Raw genomic sequence first — 20,203 nt, forward strand, 5'->3', positions numbered from 1 at the left:
CTGCATAGGTACGATCTGATTTGGGGGAAATTCTGAACTAGATATATAAAGAAAAGACGTGACGCTTGTTCGAAAAAGCATAATCTACCCTCCAGTTATAGCGGCCGGCTATCTGCTTTACAAGCGCCAAACCCAGGCCCGTGCCGGGAGATTTGGAGGAGGCAACGCCAAAACGCTTGAACAGCTGCTCCTGAACAAGTGATTCATTGCCCTGGTTGGAAAAAACAAGTATTTTTTCAGAGAGGTTGATCCCAATTGTGTTATTGGGCGCACTGTGCCGGATAGCATTGTTGAGGCAATTATTCACCAGTATCTCTACCAGGTCCCTGTTCCCTTTCACTTCTACGTTTTTAGCGATACAAGATTCCAGTATGAGCTGTTTTGCTTCCGCGAACTGGCTGAATGCGGCAACAGATGTTTCCAGCAGTTCGGAGAGGTTGACCAGCTGTTCATCCATATACTGGCTGTTATCTATACGGGCAAGCAGCAGCAGGTTCTTGTTGATACGCCCTACCCGCATCAGGGCCCTGTAGGCGTCTTCAATCAGAACATACTGTTCATCTGTTACTGATTTGTTTTGCAGCAGCAAATCCAGCTTGGATTGTATGATCGCAAGAGGCGTTTGCAGTTCGTGGGAAGCATTGTCTGCAAATTCCTTTTGCTGGTTATATGCCGATATGGACCTGCTTATCAACTTGTCCAGTTGCAGATTAAGCTCTGCAAATTCCGTAATGTCTGTTTTTTCAAAATGCACTGCGTGCTGGCCGTTCAGGTCAAAGTTCTTGATCTTGGCCAGGCTGTCATAGAAGGGTTGCCAGAGCTGACGGGAAATATTGCGGTTCAGCAGCACCAGTCCGCCAATCAACAAGCTGAAAAACAAAATGGTGAGCAGGGTTACAGTGCCAATAATCAGGAAACTGTCTTCCCGGCCGGCTTGTTCCGTGAGAATAATTTCATGCTCGTTCAGTTCATACTGCCACAACTCGCTTAAAAAAAAGTAATACACCGGTATGCTGCAAGCCAATACCACCGCGGCATATATAATAAACTTCTTCAATGAACGATTCATCAACTTGCTCATATCACCCATTTATATCCTGACCCATACAGGGTTTTAAGATAATTTCCGTAGCCAGCATCGAGCAGCTTCTTTTTGAGGTTCTTGATGTGGGTATATATAAAATCGTAACTGTCAAACATATCCGCAATATCGCCGGAAAGCTGTTCTGCAATGGAACTTTTTGAAATTACCTTGTTTTTGTTGCTGACAAAATACAACAGCAGGCTGAATTCCTTTTTTGTAAGCGGCACCTCTTTATCATGTATGGTCACCGTTTTAGCCAGCAGGTCAATTTTCAATTCATTTTGTTCTACAATATTGGTGGTGCTGAATTGTTTTCTGCGGATAACGGAATAGATGCGGGCGGCCAGCTCAGGCAGATGAAAAGGTTTGGCCAGGTAGTCATCTGCGCCTGTCTGAAGGCCCGTCACTTTATCATCCATCGAGTTTTTTGCAGAAATTATAATAATCCCGTCCTGCTTATTTCTTGACCTCAAGTTTTCCAGTATCTTTAAACCGCTTCCGCCCGGAAGCATCAGGTCCAGCAGGATGCAATCATAATCATATAGTTCCGTTTTTTCGATGGCCTCGTCATATGTAGCAGCCAATTCACAGCGGTAATTCTCATCAGCAAGATACCCGGCAATGCTTCTGCTGAGGTCTGGTTCGTCTTCAATTATGAGGATCTTCATACACCGTGCAAGTTTACGATCAATTCTAAAGTAATTCTGAATTTACGTAATATTTATCTGCAGCGGTATATGGCCCGGGTATTCTAAACGATCTTCCTCTTCAGAAAATCAATAATAACAGGCGCCAGCTCCTCAAAATGACTTTCCAGCACCTTATGCCCCGCTTCCAGGATATGCACCTCCGCATCAGGGTTATCCCGCTTGTAACAGGGCGCTTCCGCCACGCTGTAGAACGCGTCGTATTTACCCCAGATCACCAGGGTAGGCAGTTTGGCGCTGCGGAAAAACTCCTGGAATTTGGGTAGCAGTGCGCGGTGAGACGGGTAATCTTCAAACAAAGAAAACAGCGCTGCCGTGTGGCCGGGGCGGTTCATCAGGTTCCAGTCAAGCGTCCAGGCGTCTGGCGTGAACAGCTCGGCCTGCCCTTCCGGTACACCTGCCAGGTATTGCGCCTTGCAGCCTTCTTCATTCAGGAACTCCCCTATTTTTTCCCTGTTCTCTTTTGTGGGGTTATCCCAATACACTTTGCAGGCATCCCATTCCTTGCCCAGCCCTTCTTCGTAGGCATTACTGTCCTGGAACATTAACGCGGTTATTTTCTCCCGGTGTTTTAGAGCAACGCGCATGCCTATTACTGACCCGTAGTCATGCAGGTATAACGCAAATTGCTTCAGCTGCTTTTTCTCCACAAAAGCAGAGATGGTATTGGCATAATTCTCAAAAGTATACGGGAACGCTTCCTGTGAAGGGTAAGAACTGTAACCCATTCCCGGAAAGTCTGGCGCAATAGCATAAAAATTTTCCGCGGCCAGGGCCGGTATTAGTCTCCTGTACAAAAAAGAAGAGTTGGGGTACCCGTGCATGAGCAAAACAGCGGGGTTGGCAGGGTCTCCGGCTTCCCGGTAGAAAATATCCAGGCCGTTCACCTCCATGTTCCGGTGAAAAACCTTGTGTTGTTGTATTGGGTCCATAAGATCCTTTTTGGGTTTGGACATTCGTTACCCCAAATCCGGTGCCAGCTCTATTGCTTATCCCTTATTGCTGTCCAGATCAACCCGTCAGAAAGTCCAGTTAACCACCCCTCAAAGCCATTTTTAGAAAATAACTTTATCATAAAAAAGATCTGTTATGAAAAGCATTTATCACAGGCTGCTGATCCAGGCCTCCATTGAAACGGTTTACGATGCGCTGACCCTTGAAAAAGGCCTGGCAGGATGGTGGACGCCTGATACAACAGCACAGCCGGAAACAGGCCGTATACTGCGCTTTGCCTTTGGCCCCGAGTATTTCAAGGAAATGAAGGTCACCAGGCTGGAACCGCCTCAAACAGTAGAATGGCTTTGTATTAAAGGTTATGAGGACTGGATTGGCACAACGGTTACGTTCCAGCTGCAATCTACAGATAAAGGCACTGTATTGTCTCTCCGCCACGATGGCTGGAAAGAATATACGCCGGGGTTTGCCAGCTGCAGCTACGACTGGGCCCTTTTTCTCAGGAGCTTGCGGCTGCTGTGCGAAACCGGCAAGGGTATTCCTTATCCTTATTACAATTAGCCATAAAACGCCGCTCCTGTCAGCTGTTATGGCGCTATTTCCGGCTGTATTTTAACAACGATGCATATTATCAGGTTTTTTCCGCCCGATGTATCATCTGTTCAATAAAAGTTAATATCTTTTTAAAGAACAAAAAAGTTTAATACTTGATGGTCCGCCTTATTTTACAGCAGCTAAACTATTCCGGAAAATGAAAGCCGTTGTATACAGAAAATATGGCCCGCCTGATGTATTGCAGCTGGAAGATGTTGAAAAGCCCGTTCCTAAAGACAATGAAGTGCTGATAAAGGTCTACGCCACCACCGTTACGGCGGGTGACTGGCGCATGCGGAAAGCAGACCCTTTCCTGGCGCGGTTTTTCAATGGCCTTTTTAAGCCTTCCAGGGTCACCATACTGGGCTTTGAGCTGGCGGGGGAAGTGGAGGCAACCGGCAAGGCCGTGCAGCTGTTCAGGAAGGGAGACCAGGTGTTTGCCACACCCGGCTTTGCCTTTGGGGGCTACAGCGAATACAAATGCATGCCTGAAAAGGCCGCGCTGGCATTAAAACCTGTCAATATGAGCTATGAGGAGGCCGCGGCCGTTCCCGTTGGAGGCATTACCGCCCTGTATTTCCTGCAGCAAAAGGCGCATATTCAAGCCGGGCAGCGCGTGCTGATCTATGGCGCTTCAGGCAGTGTGGGCACTTTTGCCGTGCAGATCGCAAAATATTGCGGGGCAAGGGTTACCGCAGTGTGCAGCACGGCCAATGTGGAGCTGGTAAAGTCCCTGGGGGCGGATACAGTGATCGACTACACCAAAGAAGACTTTACCCGCCAGGGCGAACAATATGATATCATTTTCGATGCCGTTGGCAAAAAACAGGCATCCGCCTGCAAAAGAGCCCTGGCGCCTGGGGGAAGATATGTTTCTGTTGCCAGGGGAACGGTGAAGCTGCAGGCCGAATATTTAAATTCCCTGAAAGAGCTGATAGAAGCCGGGCATGTAAAGTCTGTCATTGACCGGCGCTATACCCTCAGCCAGGTTGCGGAGGCGCATGCTTACGTAGAGCAGCAGCATAAAAAAGGGAATGTGGTGGTAGTGGTGCAGCCATCAACCGGTTAAGCCGGGAACTACAGGTTCACCGCTATCCCGAGGTTAGCCACTGTGCCTGACCCTTTGATATAATACCGCCCCTCACTTGTAGCCCCGCGCACTTCTGAATGAACAGGATAATAATCCGCATTAAAGAGATTATTGACGGCGAAGCTCAGTGTTACGCATTTCAGCTGATAGGAAGTATACAGGTCAAACAGCGTGTAGCCTGATACGGGGTACTTGCCGTAGTTCCATTTGTCTTTCGGGAACACGTTGCGGCTGCCGATGTTGACCATCCGCACCGAGAAATCCCATTTGGGTGTCAGCTTCAGGTCTACATTGCCACCTATTTTCAGGGGGGAAATGGAAGCGTTATCCACCTTGGCATCGTAAGAGCCGTCATTTTTAGGGTCTTCCTTGCCGTCCATATAGCCCAGGAGGCCGCCTATGCCAAGCCAGTCTGTAGCCTTCACGCCCACCACGGCTTCAACGCCGTAAATGCGCTGCGGCAGTTGGGTGAGCCCGAAATTGCCCGTGGTGATCTCTGCGAAAGAAGTACCTTTTTTAGTGGTGCTATAATAGCCTGTCACCTCATATTGTACGCGGCTGATCTCACCGTTCAGCCCCACTTCATAGTTGTTCACTTTCACCGGAGATGCGTCAATGGCGTTCAGGGAAATGCCGTTGCGGAGCACAAGCCCTACGTCTCCAATGGAGAAGCCCTGTGAAAAGCTGGCGAAGGGCTGCAGGTAGCGCAGTTTGTTATACCGCAGGCCCGCATTAAATACCAGGGCATTATAAGTATTGGAGGCGCCGGGGGTAAACTGGGTGCCTTTGGTAAGATCGCTCACCTTGAACCCCAGGTTTTCATACCGGGCGCCTGCTTTCACTATCCAGTATTGCCCCAGGATGAACTTGGACTGCAGGTAGGGCGCAACGCTGTTCACGTTCATGTCAGGCGTTACCAGTTTTTCCGCCATGTCTTTCTGAACGGTATGGTCTTTCAGGAAGTCGATGCCGTAGATCAGTTGTACGGAGTTGTTGCCCGGCAGCACAAACGGCGTGGTCAGGTTGAGCCGCGCCCCCCAGTGGTCTGCATAAACCTGGTTGAACGCCTCAAACACAGCGTTGACATCATTATAGTACGCTGTGACGCTGCCTTCCGTTTTGCCGAAAGTGCCGGTGTATCTGATGTTGAGGGTTTTGTTATATGGCGTGCCGCCCAGGATGTTGGTATCTCCTTTAATGCCCACGGCCGGCGAAACGCCGAAGTTGCCTTTGGTGCCGATGTATTTGCTGTCCTGGATGCTGTTGAAATAGTTGCCCATCACCTCAATGCGGTGTTTCGCAGAAAAATCGTACCCCAGCTTCACGAGCGCATTATAGGTTTTGGTTTCTCCCAGGCCGTAAAACGGGCTCATCACCGTACCGTCTGAAGACCTCACCACGCCGGAGCGCGCCATTTTGCCCTGTACCAGGTAGTTGAATTTACCGGTTTGCCCGCTGAACACCTGGGAAAGGTTATAGCCGTAAGTATCTCCGGAATGGGCAAGGTTCAGGCTGTTATTGAAATAGGTGGAAGAGCTGAAAGGTTTGCCGGCCACCGGTTTTTTGGTGATGTAGTTGATGATGCCCCCGGCGCCGCCGTTGCCGTACATGGCAGAGGCCCCGTTGATCACTTCGATGTGGTCTATGGCGGAAACGTCTATCGTCCGCAGATCGCGGCCGCCGTTGCGCAAGGGGGTGGATTGCGGTACGCCGTCTATCAGCACCAGGAAGTTCCGGCCCCGCAGCTTGCCGATGAAATTGTTCTGGCTTTCTTCACTGGGGGAAAGTCCGGGCACCTTTTGCATGAGGATGTTAGGGAGGTTGTTATTGATCTGGCCCAGCTGCACAATGTCTTTTTGGGACAAGAAGGTTACGGAAGATGGCACCTCATCGATGCTTTCCGCAACGCGGCTGGCCGTGACAATGATCTCCTTTAGCTGGCTGGTGGTATCTGTTAGTCTTTTTGGCTGGTTGCTGTCTTGTGCTGAAGTGCCGGCGGTGGCCAGCATCGATATCATTAATGCTAAATAGCATACTCTCATGACAAAATGTATTTCTTAATATTGTAATGTTTTGCTTCCCGGAAGAAGTTTTCCTGTATTTCTTCCTTTATTTTGACCTGTAACGGCGCAAAGGTAGCCGTTTGGGGGAAGGATGTTTGATCGGATCGGGAAAAAAATTCCCAAAAAGTAAAAAGCGTGCAAACCCTCATTTCCGTTCTATTTTTTGCACCCGCAACGCCCCAAATTGCAGCAAAGACACAATCATAAATGGGAAATAACCACTTGCCATATACGCTGAAAGAGCTGGTATTATACTTTCTGAAGCTGGGAACATGGGGGTTTGGCGGCCCTGTAGCACTGGCAGGCTACATGCACCGTGACCTGGTGGAAAGGCGCCAATGGATCAGCGAAGAAGACTACCGGGAAGGCCTGGCGCTTGCCCAGCTGGCTCCCGGCCCGCTGGCGGCGCAGCTGGGCATTTACATCGGCTATGTGCATTACAGGGTATTAGGCGCTACACTGGCAGGACTGGCCTTTGTACTGCCCTCTTTTTTTATGGTGCTTGCCCTGGGCGCAGCTTATGTACATTGGGGCGGCATCCCCTGGATGCAGGCAATTTTCTATGGCGTTGGCGCGGCGGTAATAGGCATCATAACCGTGAGCGCGTATAAACTGACCCGCAAATCCATCGGAAGCAACCCATGGCTGATTGGCATCTACTTGCTGTCTGCCGTATATACCGTCTGGTTTGAAACGGAAAGCGTATGGCTTTTCCTGGGCGCTGGCACCTTGTACTGGCTGGTAAAAGCGCCGCCCAGGAACATCAGCTTTTCCGGCAGCAAGTCCGGCATAACAAAATCGGTACTTTTCCCTGCTGTATGGCAGGCTGCCACCCAGGCGCCGGCAGGCTCCCTCTGGCAGATGTTCCTGTACTTCACGAAGGCCGGCGCCTTTGTGTTCGGCAGCGGGCTGGCCATTGTGCCGTTCCTTTACGGCGGTGTGGTAAAAGAGTTTGGCTGGCTGAACGAACAGCAGTTTATGGATTCCGTGGCGGTGGCTATGATAACGCCCGGCCCGGTAGTGATCACGGTTGGTTTCATCGGCTTCCTTGTACTGGGTTTTCCAGGCGCCTGCGTAGCGGCATTTGCCACTTTCTTTCCCTGCTACCTGTTTACGGTATTGCCGGCCCCCTATTTCCGCAAGTACGGGAAACACCCCGGCATCAAGGCTTTTGTAGACGGGGTAACGGCCGCCGCCATCGGGGCCATATCAGGGGCGGTGATCGTATTGGGGAGGCGGTCGCTCACAGACCTTTATACTGCCGGTATTGCGCTGGTAACAGTATTGGCCTTGCTGAAGCTTAAAAAAATGCCGGAGCCGCTGATCATATTGATTGCGGCCGTAGCAGGGCTGCTGCTGAGAGCATTCATGAACTAGATCCCCAGCAATAAAAAACCGCCGATGCTGCCGGCCAGGATAATGAGCACAGGGCTCAGCTTTTTGACAAAAAGCATCAGGAACAGGCACGCGGTCAAAATCACGGAGCCCTGCCATTGCCGGATAGATGAAGTGAACAGATGTATCCCTACCACCGCTATGATTGAAATAGACGCGGCGCTGAGGCCATCTAAAAACGCCCGCAGTTTTTGGCTCTTCCGGGCAGACGAGAGTAACTTGTGCAAGAAGAAAGAAATAAAAAAGGAAGGCAGAAAAATGCCGATGGTGGCCACCACCCCTCCCGTTGTGCCGCCAATAATATACCCTGCAAATGTTGCGCTTGACAATATGGGCCCTGGCGTGATCTGCCCCACGGCTATTGCGTCCATCAGCTGCTGGTGGTTCAGCCAGTGATTATTCCGCACAAGCGCTTCATCCATGTAGGCAAACAGCACATAACCACTACCATACAATACAGCGCCTATTTTAAGGAATATCAAAAACAGTTTACTGTCTGAAAAGCGGGCGCCTGCCTGCAGGAATATGGGCGAGTAAAGCAGGCCTGCTATTACCGGCAGGTGGCTCCTGGCGGAGTAATAAAGATAGTTAACCGCTCCTGCGCCAATGATCAGCAATACTTCATTCAAACCGCAAAGAGAACCGATAAAGACCAGGACGCACAACGCAATAAGCAGTCTATTATTTGTCAATGTGGTACCCGATAGCCGGATAACGGTACCGATTATCAACGCGGTGATGGCCGGCCTGATGCCGAAAATGAAGTGCTGCACATCCGGGAGCGCGCTGTATTGCCGGTAAAAATAACCGATGAGCAGGCACATGAGCATGGCTGGCATGATATAACAAACCCCGGCTACTACCAGCCCCGCGCGGCCGCCGCGTTCCTTTCCGCAATGCATCACCACTTCCACAGCATTGGGCCCCGGAATGATGTAAGAGGTGCTTAGCACATCCATAAAATGCTGGTGGTCTATCCATTTCCGCCTGATCACCATTTCATTTTCTATGGTAGTGATCATCCCGGCTATGCCGCCAAAGCCAATAGTGCCCAGCTTCAGGCAAGACACAGCTATCTCCTTTAGTTTTACCGCTTTACTTTCTTCACCGGCCATTGTACAACATTGGTTTAGCATGAAGGATATTGGGCCAAAATACAAATTTTGTCCTCACAATTGCGCGGCGGCCCATCTCTTTACCGCTGTTACAGCGCCTTCCATATATCCGCCACATTGCGTGGATGTTTCAGTTCCGCAAAAGAACAGCTTGTTATTATAATAAGATCGCTGCAACAGCTCATGCCCGTTGTGCTGGTGCGGATAGCTGAAGGAAGGCGCGCCGGCCTGCAGGTATTCATCCGTCCACACCTTATCGAAGTACGCGGAAGGGTTCCCTGCTTCTTCCCCGAACAACCCGGTCAGCTGGCCCAGCACCAGCTCCTTGCGCACATCCTGATGGTAGGCGGATGCGCCGCTGTTCAGGAAGCCCGTGAAACCAAACCTGTTTTCCTCAAAATTTGTATGGTCATACATTTCAACTACTATCCCGGCATGGCTGTATAACATGCCGGAGAACTGCCTGTTCCGCCAGAACGGGGTGGGGTACTCCAGGGTGAATTTTATGGCGCCGGCCATCCAGGTCTGTACATCCGGCAGCAGCGCGGCAATTGCGCCGGGTAACGAAGGCTTGAATTGGATGGTAGTACCGGCTAGTTGAGGCGGCAGGCAGATAACGATCTTGCTCCCTTCGTACTGTGTTCCGCGGCTGGTGGTGGCTTTTATGCCGTTGTGGGCCTCTTCCACAGTCTCAATCCTGGCGTTTAAAACGATCTTCTTGTCATCCAGCTGATCAGACAGCGCTTTTATCAGCTGGCCTGTTCCGCCGCGCAGGCGGTATGAGGGAGATTCAGATTCCGGCACGAAGAATTGCTGCGGCGGTTCAAAAGACTTTGTCTGGAAAATGGAAATGCCCGCCGAGAACTGCGGGAATTTCTCCAGCGCAAGCTCTTCAACAAGGGAACACAGGTGCGGATGCTGTTCAGAGAACCAGGTGGCGCCAAGTTCCAGCGGGGTACCGAGTGCCCCATTCACTGTTTGTATCCTGCCTCCCAGCCTTGGCGCCGCTTCCAGTAAAAGATAGTTCGTTCCTTTTTTCCTGAGCAGGTATGCCAGCAACAGGCCGCTGAGCCCGCCCCCGGCTATGATGACACGTTCCGGTATTTTCATGGCGCGAAGTTGGGGTTTTACCGCAGTAACGGGCATGCAATAATGAGAGAAATAATGGTAAAAATCGGCAAGGTAGCCCCTCCGGTGCAAGAGGGGCGGTTTGCAAATTGGTAAAATTCAATATTTTGCGGCAGACATCAGCACCATTTCATGCCTAGGAACCTACCAGGAAAAATTGAGGAATATCACCTTGACCTTCACCCGCCCGGCAAATTGCAGTTTGCCCTGCATGAGCTGGGGCCCTACCTCCGGGAGCATCTGCACAACGCATCACGCCCGCACATCCACAGCTTCTACCAGATCATCTGGTTCAAGAAAGGAAAAGGGAAACACTTCGTTGACTTTAAAGCGTATGACGTAAGGGATAACACTATCTTTTTTATCGGCAAAAACCAGGTGCATTACTTTGACAAAAAAACGGACTACGCCGGTATATTGATCCATTTTAACGAATCTTTCCTCATCCAGCAGAGCAGTGAAATGGAACTGTTCCTGAAATTCAATCTTTTCAACAATCCCTACCAGCAGCCTTCCTGTAGTGTAGAAAGCGGTATGGGTAAAATGCTGGACGACTATATCAGGCTGATGAAAAAAGAGCTGCTGCTGCATGTTGCGTTTGCCCAGGAAGAGCTGCTGCGGAGTTATCTTAAAGCGTTCCTGATACAGGTGCAGCGCAGGAAAAATGAGCCGGAGGCCCATGCGCCCGGCATACGGGTGAACGAAAAAAGGCAGCAGTTGCTCAGGTTTGTCAATTCAGTAGAGGAGCATTACAGGAAAGGCTTTTCAGTAGCGGAATATGCCGGTATGATGCATATCTCCACCAGGACCTTATCTGACCTGACCATGCAGCTGGTTGGCAAGAGCCCGTCTACCATTATCCAGGAGCGGATAGTGCTGGAAGCGCAGCGGATGATCCTCCATTCCGGGCACAGCATCAGCCAGATCGCTTTCAGGCTTGGGTTTGACGACCCTTCCTACTTTGTCAAATATTTCAGGAAACATACCGGGTTATCCCCTTCTGCATTCAGGAAGTCGATAACCTGAAAAAAAGAATGCTGCCAGGTTGCAGCATTCTTTTTAATAATTATTTGGTGAGCGTTAATTATTTGGTGAGCGTTGCCGAAATACTGTTCAGCAGCTTTTTAGCCGCATTCAAATCCTCATTCCAGCCGTCATACCTGGAGTGGCTGCTCAGCTTGACTATGGCCGCGTTGAACGCTTTCAGCCGGTTATGGTCTTTCTTTTGCTCCAGCAGCTTTTTCACGATCAGCGCTTTTTCATAATCCTGTATGCCTTCCAGCAAACGCTCATACCTGATGGAGCTTCTGGCTTGCGGGTAGGTGATGTAGGTGTCCCCGGCAGGCCATGTGCGGAACCTGGAATCTACCAGCGGGTTTTCTACCCAGGAATTGAAAGCCCAGCGCAGCACCCCGTCGTACCCCGCCGCCAGGGCATACCAGCCGGCGTACACAGACTCTGCGGGGTCTGAGAAAGTAAACTGGTTGGGGAAGCTATTGCCGCAATAAATATAAAATGTAGTGTTCAGGCCTTTGCTGCGGCGTTCCGCAAGATCTTTGGGATCTATGGGGTGGTGTACCGCCGTGCTCACGTCATCGCTGTTAGTATAACGCTTGTAGGTCTTCTGGTTGTCTGCATAAGCAACTCCCAGCGAGGGCGCTACTTTCGATATGAGGGCAAAAGCCGCGCCCATCTCATCTTTGTTCCTTTCATCCAGCGCTATGTTGGTAATTTCAAGCCAGCCTTTCTGCTGCAGGTGTTTTGCAAAGTCTTTCAGGAAGGGTTCCCACATGATGGCAAAAGTATCTGTACCGGGTTTGGCCACAACGTCTACAAACTTGCCGGTGGCGGCGTCTTTGTAATGTATCTCGTTATTCCAGGGAACAATGGAGTAGCAGTTGATCATCTTTTTAATGCCTAGGCCCATCATGAAAGATACCCATTTATCGAACACGTCATAGTTGTAAGACCAGCTGCCGTCTTTTTCTTTCGTCCAGATGATCATGTCCGCATACGGATCGAAGGTCTGTACATGCCAGGGGTCTTTGTTCAGCGTGGCGGTGATCACTTTTTGCCCGGCGTTGGCCAGCATTTGCATTTGCGGCTTCAGGGCGTCGAAATGCGCCTGGCTCCACATTTCCAAGTTGTTGACGCGGGCCACGGCGGAAGGGTGCTGCCACTGGTCAAGGTGGAAGCTCCAGGTGGAGACTTCGGGCAGCACGTGGTCTATCACGTCTACAGAGAGGCTCAGCTCCTGCTGCCTGCCACCGGGAGTGGTGATCTGTACCTTCCCGGCGTAGATGCCTTTCGCGGCGTTCCGGGGTACTTCTATGGTGATCCACACCGGCCTTACCTTATTCTTTTCCAGGTTGAAGGAAGAAAGATCGTCCAACAGGTCTGGAGACAGAGAGGCTGCAAAGTCTCCCGGTTTGCGTTTACCGCATCCCGGCCCAAACTCGTCAGTCAGTATATAGCGCTCAAAGCGGGCATAGGCGGAAGCACCCAGCTTTTTGCCGTTTTGAGATGTAAAATCAGACAGCTGTACTTTCACACCGGGAATGGAGTCGGTAGTCCACAGCAGCAACTGGGCAGATAAACGCTCCCCTTTCCAGCCTGTTACCTGCGCAGTCTTTTCCACCTTTACCCCGGGAACTGCTGATTTGGCGTAACGCTTGTCTATAGAAACAAAAGAGCTGTGCAAACCCGGTTTTACGGCTTGCCAGGCGCTGTTGTCAGTCTTTACGGGGTCACCCGCTTCGGTAAAGGGCTGCCCTTTGTCCCATTGCGGCGCCTGGCTAAATCCTGCGCTGGCAAGGCCCGTAAAAGCCCCCAGGCAAATCAGTTGATAGAACGTTCTTCTTGCATTCATAGATTAAATGGTAGTTTTACTCGCTTTTAAAAAGTTTCGATGAAAACTACAAAAAGTTTCATTGTATTGCAAATAGTTTCGTTTATTCCCGGGCGATATATCGATGAGCTGTTGGCGGGTTATTTGATACTTTTATGGAAACCGCCCTGTTATGAAGCCCCTCCAGATCATAGCAGCCCCCTCTATCCTGGGGTTAAAACCGAACGGTGTTGAAAAGCTGCCGGCAGCCTTGCGCAAAGCCGGCCTGTTACCCGCCATTTACAAAACGAAGAACGGCTATACGGAAATGCCGGACTTGAATGCAGGCTTTAACCCGGAGCGTGACGAAGACACCTTGCTGCTTAACGGCCCCGGTATTGCGGCGTTTGCCCTGCGGCTGGCGGACACATTAACGCCGCTATATGACACATATTTCCCCTTGGTGCTGGGCGGAGATTGCAGCATATTGCTGGGCCCCGCCCTGTCACTGAAGCAACGCGGGCGTTACGGCCTGGTGCATGTAGACGCCCATGCGGATTTTTACCAGCCCTCCGCCTCCACACTGGGCGAAGTGGCGGATATGGACCTGGCCATTGTTTCCGGGCGCGGCCCCGCTGTGATCAGCGATATTAACAGCATGTCTCCCTACGTGCCGGATGAAGACATTGTACAGATCGGGCAGCGGGACATGGAAGAAGCGGAGCGCTATGGCTCACGTGACATCCGTGATACCACCATCCTCCGGTTTGACATGGACTTCATCCGCCGGCATAGCATCAACACTGCCCTGCAAAAAACCGTTGCGTACATGGAACAATCTGCGGTACAGGGTTTCTGGATACATTTTGATGCTGACGTATTATCTGATGATATGATGCCGGCAGTTGAATACCGGTTGCCCGGCGGGCTCACACAAGAAGAAGCCACACTTGCCATCCGCACCCTCAGCCAGCACCCGAAGGCCATGGGCATGACGGTCACCATTTACAATCCCTTGCTGGACGATGATGGGAAAGCCGGGAATGTACTAACTGCCATCCTGAATGAAGGGCTTGCCTGATGGTCAGAAAATTTTCTATTTTACAGCATGCAAATAGCCGTATTCTCCCGTAAACATATATTGCGGTGCGCCGTAGCGTTGCTCATTGCCGCTGCAACACTCACCGCTAAAGCTCAGCAAAAGCAGTACCACCGCCCCAACATCATCCTCATAGTAGCAGATGACCTGGGCTGGAAAGACCTCGCCTTTATGGGTAGCCGGTTTTACGAAACCCCTAACCTGGACAAGCTTGCCAAACAAAGCCTCATCTTCACCAACGGCTACGCCGCTGCCGCCAATTGCGCTCCCAGCAGGGCATGCATGCTCACCGGGCTCAACACGCCGCGCCACGGCATTTACACCGTTGGCACATCAGAACGGGGCAATGCAAAAACAAGAAAGATCATCCCTACGCCCAATAAAAATGTGCTCGACCGCCGCTTTACCACCCTGCCCGCAGTACTGAAGCAGGCAGGCTACCTTACCGCCATCATCGGCAAATGGCACCTGAGCAACGACCCGCTGCTCTACGGCTTTGATATTAACAAAGGCGGCACGCACCAGGGGCATCCACCGTCTTACTTTTCTCCCTATAAAATTCCCGCCCTCGAAGACGGCAAGCCCGGTGAATACCTCACAGACAGGCTTACCAATGAAGCCATCAGTTTCCTGGAAGAAAACAGGAACAAAGCTTTTTTTCTCTATCTCCCCTACTACGCCGTTCACTCCCCGCTGCAGGCCCCTGACGGGCTGGTGAAAAAATACGGGCAGAAACAAAAGGCGCCGGGGCAGGCCAATGCCGTGTATGCAGCCATGATAGAGAATATGGACATGAACGCCGGGCGCCTGCTGAACAAATTGCAGGAGCTGAAGCTGGACAGCAATACACTGGTCATCTTTACATCAGATAACGGCGGCATCAGGGCCACCTCACACCAAACGCCGCTGAGAGCCGGCAAAGGCTCCTATTATGAAGGTGGCATCAGGGTACCGCTGGCCTTTCACTGGCCCGGCCGCATCAAACCGGCTGTTACCAGCGAGCCCGTCACCAATATGGACTTTTTCCCCACGCTGCTTGACCTGCTGGCCATCAACAAAGACACGCTGCAACTGGACGGCCAAAGCATGCTGCCGGTGCTCAACGGCGGCACTATGGCAACACGGCCGCTGTATTGGCATTACCCCGTTTACCTGCAGGCCTATGATAAAAAGGAAGACCAGGCCCAGGACCCGCTGTTCCGTACCCGCCCCGGCAGCAGCATGCGGCTTGGCAACTGGAAGCTGCACCAGTACTTTGAAGACAATGCGTTTGAATTGTACAACCTGGAGCGCGACCCCGGAGAGCAGCAAAACCTGGCAGCTTCGGAACCGCAGATGCTGGCAAAACTCAAGGCCATGCTGCAGCAGTGGCAGCGGGATGTGAACGCGCCGGTGCCGCAACAGCCCAACCCGCAATATCCATAGCATACTGTCGTTTTTTACCCTTCAATTGTCGCATACGCACTGCAAGCGGTATCGGTTTGTTGACGAGATTTGTATCGTAAAAAACACACACGATATGAACAAGCATGTATTAACCGGTATCTCGTTCGCCTTTGTTATAGCGGCGCTCATCACAGCCTGCCAGCCCCGCCCCCGGGATGCTCAAAATGCTTCCGCCACAACAGCGGAAAAAAAAGACAGTCAGCATGTAAAGCCCGGCCAAAGCGGCTACGCTGAAATAAACGGGCTGAGCATGTATTATGAGGTATACGGGCAAGGGAAACCCATTGTACTGCTGCATGGCTCTTTTATGAACATCCCCATCAACTGGGCTGACATCATACCCAAATTTGCAGGCAGACAGGTGATAGTAGCGGAAATGCAGGGCCATGGCCGCACAAAAGATATTCCCCGCGAACTCAGTTATGAAGGAATGGCAGACGATGTATCCGCCCTGTTGAAACACCTCAAGGTAGACAGCGCAGACGTACTGGGCTACAGCATGGGCGGCGGCATAGCCTTCCAGATGGCCGTACGCCACCCTGAGCAGGTACGCCGCCTGGTGGTATTGTCCGGCACCTATACGCACGACGGCTGGTGGCCGGACGTAGAAGCCAGCTTTGCTACCATGACGGCAGACATGTTCAAAGGCACCGCCATCCAAAAACAGTATGACAGCCTGGGCAACGACCCGGCCCGCTTTGCGGACTATATCAAAAAAATAATCAGCATAGATCTGAAGCCTTACAACTGGACCAAAGAGGTCAAGAACATAAAGGCGCCCATCTTCATGGCCATTGGCGATGCAGACGGCGTACGGTACGAGCATGCGCTGGAGCTGTTCCGCGCCAAAGGCGGCGGAAAGATGGGAGACATACACGGCATGCCCCATTCCCGCCTGGCTATTTTACCGGGTACCACACATATAGGCATGATGTTGCGTGCAGACTGGTGGGTACCTATGGTAACAGACTTCCTGGATGCAGACCTGAACGCACCGCCTCCAACTTTTTAATGTCATTCAATAAAAGCCGCCTCAGTAACTATTGAGGCGGCTTTTACTTTTTACGCATTTTCCAGCGCCTTGATGTCAAACTTCTTCATTTTCATATAGGCCTCCATCACCTGCTGCGCCCTTTCCGGGTTGCTCAGCAGCTTCGGTAAAATGGTGGGCACCACCTGCCAGGATATGCCGAACTTGTCTTTCACCCAGCCGCAATTACCTTCACTGCCGCCGTCTGCTGTGAGTTTTTCCCAGTAGTGGTCTATTTCTTCCTGGGTTTCGCAGTCTATCACAAACGAGATAGCTTCATTGAATTTGAACTGGGGCCCGCCATTGAGACCTATGAACCTCTTACCGTCCAGCTCAAACTCTACTACCATCTGGTTGTCTGCCTTGATCTTTGAGTTCCTGAAAATGGAACAATAAAACTTTGCTGCTGCCTGGGCCTGCCCGTCAAACCAGAGGCAGGGATAGATGTTGTTTGTCATGTTGATAATATTTTAATGATAGGTCAAAGTTATGCCGGGCTGAAGCGGGGAAATAGAACGAAACTGACAAAATTCAGGCGCCGGTATAGGCCAGGTATTCACCGGGCGTCAGGGCCGTAAACTCCTTGAAGGTGCGGATAAAGTGGCTTTGGTCTGCGTAGCCGTGATGGAAGGAAAGGTCTGTCAGGCTTTTGAACCGGCGCCCGTTCAGCTGGCGGAAGGCGGCATTGAACTGGCTGATGCGCCTGTACTGGGTGGGGACAATGCCTATGTTTTTCTCGAACAGCCGCTGAAAGGTGCGCCCCGTCATATACAGCTCCTGCTGCACTTCCGCCAGGTTCTTTTTGGAGGGAGCGCCGGCAATTTTCTCTACGGCGTATTTGATAATGCGCACATCGGTTTTGATCTTGGTGGTAAGGCTGAGAATATACTTATCCAGCAGCGCCATCATTTCAGCGCTGGTAGCAGCGTTCAGCAATTGCTCCTGGAGGCCGGCCCTCACCGGGGCAGGCAGCAGGTTGAGGTCAATGGGGCTGTCTGTCAGTTCCCGTGCGGAAACGCCGAATAATGTATTCAGGGCGTAGGGCTTAAAGAAATAGGCGATCAGGGTGAAGTTTTCCGTAATGGTCAGCGTATCCGGGAATACCGTTTGCCCGAAGAGGGTGAGGTTGTTGGTGGCATTCCCGATCTGTCCCCCCGCCGTCTGGAACAGCAACGTAGGCATGCCGTTGGCGAAGATGGGCAATACAAAAGGAGTGGTTACGCGGAAATGCTCGATGACAAGTATTTCCTGCACATATTCAGCAATGCTTGCAGCGGGTGTGAGATATGTTGCTTTCATGGCTTTACAAAAATAAGCTATGCATGCGTATAAGGGCAGGGTTGAACGCGACAATTGGCGGGGGGAATTTGACCTGGAGCCGTGACATTGGGGCTTAAGTGTTGCCCGCCTTCCGCGAGCTGGGCATGAAGCTGTGTAGGCTTTCTTATTGGCTTGCCTATTCCAGTATTCTGATACGCTCTGGTTCCAGGATGAGAAAATAATGAGTTTCCAGAAGTTCTATCAATTGCGCGGCATTACGTTCAAAATAGCCTTTAATTTCCTTTAACCGCATATTTCCCAACTTCACTAAAACTAACTTATAAGGCTCCCGTTTTGTGGTGAACGAGTAGTAGAAATCAGTATCCTTCGTGATTACAATTCGCTTCTGTGCTATGGAAAGATCATTAATTGTTCCATCGGTTGTAAAATTTCCGTCTTCGAGCAATGATGTATGAATAACATCATGCCCTTCAAAGTAAACTGTTAAAGACGGCGGAAGATGTGCATCTATAATGAATTTCATGCAGCAGGCACTTCAATGTCTTTAAATTTCATAGAAGCTGCAGCATAGGCAAGGCATGCAAATATGTCAGCGCGTTCCAGGTCTTTAAACTCCTCCAGGATGTCTTCTATTGTGTCACCACCAGAAAGGTATTCTAAAATGGACTCTACTGTATATCGCGTATTTCGGATACAAGGTTTACCGTGACTAATTTCCGGGTTTAAAGTAATACGGGCCAATAGATTTTCCATATTCATCTGTTTTGGCAAATTTACGACTTCGGGAAGTCTTTGGCAATTATTGGATAAAAATACTTATTCATCATGCATAAACATATTTAATATTTGCCAATAAGTTGAATTTACCAGCGCAGGCTGCCCCTATCAAACATATTGTTTCAGAATTTCTTTTTCTTCTAATGTGTTCCAGCCCTGTGTTCGGGTACATAGGTGAGTCCAGAATGTTCTTTTGTCCAATGATCGTCTTCTGGGTACCAGTGGCAATTCATCAGATGCCCTGGCATAGACAATATACTTCCGTCCTGTTTGGAAACGGACACCGCAGGCAGCGCTGGTTGAAGGCGTCAAAATTGTCAATGTATCGGAAGCGTGCTTCCCTTTATACATTTTATCAACCTTTATTTTCACCACGGCAATTGGGATTTGGCGCCAATTCATATCTAAACTGCTTGTATCACCGGTTACTACAATTCTCAAGCTGTCGTAATTGGTTGTCAGTGTGAAGGATATCACCTGCCCGCTGAAAACCGCGTCTGACCGCTTCATGTTTTGAGGAACAGAGCCTTCGCCCTGGCAGCTGCAAGCAAATGCATTGATCGTTCCCATTAAAAAAAGGGAGATGGCCAGTGATATTTTTCTATTTCGTCTTATCATAGATTGTTAAATGCTTGTCACAACGCCCCAAACTGCTGCCTGTAATGCAACGGGCTCACTCCCATCTTCCCCCTGAACATCTTGTAAAAATGAGACACATCCCCAAACCCGCTGTCATAACAAATATCAGTGATGCTTTTGTTTGACTGTATAAGCTGCTGCGTGGCGTAATTGATACGGTATTCTATCACCGTTTCCATAAACGTTTTGCGGGTGATGCGCTTGAAGTATTTGCAGAAAGCGTTCGGCGTCATGCCGGCAATGGCGGCGGCATCGTTGAGTGACACGGCTCTCCTGAAGTGCTCTACCAGGTAGGCAAAGATGGGGCTGATCCTGGCCTGGTTGGCGGGCGATAGCTCGGCCATCAGGCGCTGCTGGTCCAGCAGCAGGTATTCTTTTGACAGGGCCAGCTGCTGCAGGATGTCCAGCAGCCGCATCAGCTTCCGGAAATTGTTCCGCTCTTCGGCCAATCCTTTGATCTGTTCCTGTACCTGCGCCTGTGTTTTTTGGAGGAACTGGATGCCGCTGCCGCTTCTCTGGAACAGCTGGCGGATGTTGGCCAGTTCGGCCCTGGAGAAAAAACCGTCTCCCAGGAAATCTGGCGTGAACTGGATCACGATGGAGCGCGCGGCGGGTCTGTTCTTTCCCTCAGGCTGCAGCTTCCAGCAATGGGGCACATGCGGGCCCAGCAGCACCAGGTCTCCATCCGAAAAATTGGCCATATTGCTGCCGGCGTAGCGTTTGCCGCTCCCTTTCACGATCCAGGTCAGTTCATACTCCGGGTGAAAATGGTAGGGGGCGGCAAAGCCTGATTTCCCGAACGTTCTGACCAGGAAGGAGTGATTGCCCGCGGGCTGCAGCACTTCGTAAGATGCTTTCAGCATTGCCTTTTTTATTGTAAAGTAAACATATTTGGCCTGAATGGATAAAATACCCCAGTAAACAACCAATTTCCCCATTTTTTTCCCGCGGGCAGATGCCTTACTTCGTACTGT

Annotated in this window: 20 protein-coding genes; 7 read left to right on the forward strand and 13 right to left on the reverse strand. The window is 50.8% G+C overall.

The features are described 5' to 3' along the window. Positions 1-37 precede the first annotated feature (37 nt). From ABDW36_RS17715 to ABDW36_RS17725, 3 genes are all read right to left on the reverse strand, one after another. Positions 38-1,081 carry a HAMP domain-containing sensor histidine kinase gene (locus tag ABDW36_RS17715; protein ID WP_343703263.1) on the reverse strand — a complete coding sequence of 348 codons (1,044 nt, stop codon included), beginning with the start codon at positions 1,079-1,081 and terminating at the stop codon, positions 38-40. After that, positions 1,078-1,752, reverse strand: coding sequence for a response regulator transcription factor (locus ABDW36_RS17720; protein WP_343703264.1), 675 nt, complete (start codon positions 1,750-1,752; stop codon positions 1,078-1,080). Before ABDW36_RS17720 ends, ABDW36_RS17715 begins: the two co-directional genes overlap by 4 nt. A gap of 83 nt (positions 1,753-1,835) precedes the next feature. Next, positions 1,836-2,723, reverse strand: coding sequence for an alpha/beta hydrolase (locus ABDW36_RS17725; protein WP_343703265.1), 888 nt, complete (start codon positions 2,721-2,723; stop codon positions 1,836-1,838). Positions 2,724-2,880: 157 nt separating this feature from the next. Between ABDW36_RS17725 and ABDW36_RS17730 the strand changes: the two genes are divergently transcribed. Together ABDW36_RS17730 and ABDW36_RS17735 are read left to right on the forward strand one after the other, a co-directional pair. Beyond that, complete coding sequence (locus ABDW36_RS17730) at positions 2,881-3,306, forward strand: SRPBCC domain-containing protein (RefSeq protein WP_343703266.1); 426 nt, start codon at positions 2,881-2,883, stop codon at positions 3,304-3,306. Positions 3,307-3,496: 190 nt separating this feature from the next. Beyond that, positions 3,497-4,408: an NAD(P)-dependent alcohol dehydrogenase gene (locus ABDW36_RS17735; protein WP_343703267.1), complete on the forward strand. Its 912-nt coding sequence runs from the start codon at positions 3,497-3,499 to the stop codon at positions 4,406-4,408. Between the two features lie 8 nt (positions 4,409-4,416). On the opposite strand, the gene ABDW36_RS17740 is transcribed toward ABDW36_RS17735, so the two are convergent. Then, positions 4,417-6,447: a TonB-dependent receptor gene (locus tag ABDW36_RS17740; RefSeq protein WP_343703268.1), complete on the reverse strand. Its 2,031-nt coding sequence runs from the start codon at positions 6,445-6,447 to the stop codon at positions 4,417-4,419. A gap of 252 nt (positions 6,448-6,699) precedes the next feature. Here ABDW36_RS17740 and ABDW36_RS17745 point away from each other — a divergent pair, with 252 nt between their 5' ends. Beyond that, positions 6,700-7,869 (forward strand): chromate transporter, encoded by a 1,170-nt coding sequence (locus ABDW36_RS17745; RefSeq protein ID WP_343703269.1) that lies wholly within the window; start codon positions 6,700-6,702, stop codon positions 7,867-7,869. Here the strand turns inward: ABDW36_RS17745 and chrA are convergent. Next, the gene (gene chrA, locus ABDW36_RS17750) at positions 7,866-9,002 is read right to left on the reverse strand and encodes a chromate efflux transporter (RefSeq protein WP_343703270.1); all 1,137 of its coding nucleotides are present in this window, start codon (positions 9,000-9,002) and stop codon (positions 7,866-7,868) included. The two genes, ABDW36_RS17745 and chrA, sit on opposite strands and share 4 nt — an antisense overlap. Before the next feature lie 54 nt (positions 9,003-9,056). After that, positions 9,057-10,112 (reverse strand): NAD(P)/FAD-dependent oxidoreductase, encoded by a 1,056-nt coding sequence (locus ABDW36_RS17755; RefSeq protein WP_343703271.1) that lies wholly within the window; start codon positions 10,110-10,112, stop codon positions 9,057-9,059. Positions 10,113-10,262: 150 nt separating this feature from the next. Between ABDW36_RS17755 and ABDW36_RS17760 the strand changes: the two genes are divergently transcribed. Then, a complete protein-coding gene (locus tag ABDW36_RS17760) occupies positions 10,263-11,156 on the forward strand; it encodes a helix-turn-helix transcriptional regulator (protein WP_343703272.1) in 894 nt (297 codons plus the stop codon). A gap of 58 nt (positions 11,157-11,214) precedes the next feature. Here ABDW36_RS17760 and ABDW36_RS17765 read toward each other — a convergent pair whose 3' ends face one another. Continuing rightward, positions 11,215-12,999: a glycoside hydrolase domain-containing protein gene (locus ABDW36_RS17765; RefSeq protein WP_343703273.1), complete on the reverse strand. Its 1,785-nt coding sequence runs from the start codon at positions 12,997-12,999 to the stop codon at positions 11,215-11,217. Positions 13,000-13,150: 151 nt separating this feature from the next. Here ABDW36_RS17765 and ABDW36_RS17770 point away from each other — a divergent pair, with 151 nt between their 5' ends. From ABDW36_RS17770 to ABDW36_RS17780, 3 genes are all read left to right on the forward strand, one after another. Further along, on the forward strand, positions 13,151-14,038 hold the full coding sequence (locus tag ABDW36_RS17770; protein ID WP_343703274.1) for an arginase family protein: 888 nt from the start codon (positions 13,151-13,153) through the stop codon (positions 14,036-14,038). A gap of 27 nt (positions 14,039-14,065) precedes the next feature. Then, entirely contained in the window at positions 14,066-15,481 is a 1,416-nt protein-coding gene (locus ABDW36_RS17775) for a sulfatase (protein WP_343703275.1), read from the forward strand. Between the two features lie 94 nt (positions 15,482-15,575). Then, positions 15,576-16,514 (forward strand): alpha/beta hydrolase, encoded by a 939-nt coding sequence (locus ABDW36_RS17780; protein ID WP_343703276.1) that lies wholly within the window; start codon positions 15,576-15,578, stop codon positions 16,512-16,514. 50 nt (positions 16,515-16,564) lie between these two features. Here ABDW36_RS17780 and ABDW36_RS17785 read toward each other — a convergent pair whose 3' ends face one another. The 6 genes from ABDW36_RS17785 to ABDW36_RS17810 all read right to left on the reverse strand — a co-directional run bounded on the left by ABDW36_RS17785 (position 16,565) and on the right by ABDW36_RS17810 (position 20,092). Continuing rightward, positions 16,565-16,990 (reverse strand): VOC family protein, encoded by a 426-nt coding sequence (locus ABDW36_RS17785; RefSeq protein WP_343703277.1) that lies wholly within the window; start codon positions 16,988-16,990, stop codon positions 16,565-16,567. Between the two features lie 73 nt (positions 16,991-17,063). Beyond that, entirely contained in the window at positions 17,064-17,831 is a 768-nt protein-coding gene (locus ABDW36_RS17790) for an AraC family transcriptional regulator (protein ID WP_343703278.1), read from the reverse strand. Between the two features lie 157 nt (positions 17,832-17,988). Continuing rightward, positions 17,989-18,336: a DUF5615 family PIN-like protein gene (locus ABDW36_RS17795; RefSeq protein ID WP_343703279.1), complete on the reverse strand. Its 348-nt coding sequence runs from the start codon at positions 18,334-18,336 to the stop codon at positions 17,989-17,991. Beyond that, the gene (locus ABDW36_RS17800) at positions 18,333-18,566 is read right to left on the reverse strand and encodes a DUF433 domain-containing protein (RefSeq protein WP_343703280.1); all 234 of its coding nucleotides are present in this window, start codon (positions 18,564-18,566) and stop codon (positions 18,333-18,335) included. The genes ABDW36_RS17795 and ABDW36_RS17800 overlap by 4 nt, the downstream gene beginning before the upstream one ends. A 132-nt stretch (positions 18,567-18,698) precedes the next feature. Continuing rightward, positions 18,699-19,208, reverse strand: coding sequence for a hypothetical protein (locus tag ABDW36_RS17805; RefSeq protein WP_343703281.1), 510 nt, complete (start codon positions 19,206-19,208; stop codon positions 18,699-18,701). A 17-nt stretch (positions 19,209-19,225) separates the two neighbouring features. Further along, positions 19,226-20,092, reverse strand: coding sequence for an AraC family transcriptional regulator (locus tag ABDW36_RS17810; protein WP_343703282.1), 867 nt, complete (start codon positions 20,090-20,092; stop codon positions 19,226-19,228). Positions 20,093-20,203: the final 111 nt, after the last annotated feature.

Source organism: Chitinophaga sp., assembly GCF_039596455.1.
Lineage (GTDB): Bacteria > Bacteroidota > Bacteroidia > Chitinophagales > Chitinophagaceae > Chitinophaga.

Bases quoted from the DNA above. Each gene is read 5' to 3' on its own strand.
- ABDW36_RS17805 (WP_343703281.1), bottom strand. From the start codon at position 19,208: ATGATAAGACGAAATAGAAAAATATCACTGGCCATCTCCCTTTTTTTA.
- ABDW36_RS17760 (WP_343703272.1), top strand. From the start codon at position 10,263: ATGCCTAGGAACCTACCAGGAAAAATTGAGGAATATCACCTTGACCTT.
- ABDW36_RS17785 (WP_343703277.1), bottom strand. From the start codon at position 16,990: ATGACAAACAACATCTATCCCTGCCTCTGGTTTGACGGGCAGGCCCAG.
- ABDW36_RS17770 (WP_343703274.1), top strand. From the start codon at position 13,151: ATGAAGCCCCTCCAGATCATAGCAGCCCCCTCTATCCTGGGGTTAAAA.
- ABDW36_RS17775 (WP_343703275.1), top strand. From the start codon at position 14,066: ATGCAAATAGCCGTATTCTCCCGTAAACATATATTGCGGTGCGCCGTA.
- ABDW36_RS17795 (WP_343703279.1), bottom strand. From the start codon at position 18,336: ATGAAATTCATTATAGATGCACATCTTCCGCCGTCTTTAACAGTTTAC.
- ABDW36_RS17740 (WP_343703268.1), bottom strand. From the start codon at position 6,447: ATGATATCGATGCTGGCCACCGCCGGCACTTCAGCACAAGACAGCAAC.
- ABDW36_RS17735 (WP_343703267.1), top strand. From the start codon at position 3,497: ATGAAAGCCGTTGTATACAGAAAATATGGCCCGCCTGATGTATTGCAG.
- ABDW36_RS17810 (WP_343703282.1), bottom strand. From the start codon at position 20,092: ATGCTGAAAGCATCTTACGAAGTGCTGCAGCCCGCGGGCAATCACTCC.
- ABDW36_RS17725 (WP_343703265.1), bottom strand. From the start codon at position 2,723: ATGGACCCAATACAACAACACAAGGTTTTTCACCGGAACATGGAGGTG.
- ABDW36_RS17800 (WP_343703280.1), bottom strand. From the start codon at position 18,566: ATGGAAAATCTATTGGCCCGTATTACTTTAAACCCGGAAATTAGTCAC.
- ABDW36_RS17745 (WP_343703269.1), top strand. From the start codon at position 6,700: ATGGGAAATAACCACTTGCCATATACGCTGAAAGAGCTGGTATTATAC.
- ABDW36_RS17780 (WP_343703276.1), top strand. From the start codon at position 15,576: ATGAACAAGCATGTATTAACCGGTATCTCGTTCGCCTTTGTTATAGCG.
- ABDW36_RS17720 (WP_343703264.1), bottom strand. From the start codon at position 1,752: ATGAAGATCCTCATAATTGAAGACGAACCAGACCTCAGCAGAAGCATT.
- ABDW36_RS17715 (WP_343703263.1), bottom strand. From the start codon at position 1,081: ATGAGCAAGTTGATGAATCGTTCATTGAAGAAGTTTATTATATATGCC.
- ABDW36_RS17730 (WP_343703266.1), top strand. From the start codon at position 2,881: ATGAAAAGCATTTATCACAGGCTGCTGATCCAGGCCTCCATTGAAACG.
- ABDW36_RS17765 (WP_343703273.1), bottom strand. From the start codon at position 12,999: ATGAATGCAAGAAGAACGTTCTATCAACTGATTTGCCTGGGGGCTTTT.
- chrA (WP_343703270.1), bottom strand. From the start codon at position 9,002: ATGGCCGGTGAAGAAAGTAAAGCGGTAAAACTAAAGGAGATAGCTGTG.
- ABDW36_RS17755 (WP_343703271.1), bottom strand. From the start codon at position 10,112: ATGAAAATACCGGAACGTGTCATCATAGCCGGGGGCGGGCTCAGCGGC.
- ABDW36_RS17790 (WP_343703278.1), bottom strand. From the start codon at position 17,831: ATGAAAGCAACATATCTCACACCCGCTGCAAGCATTGCTGAATATGTG.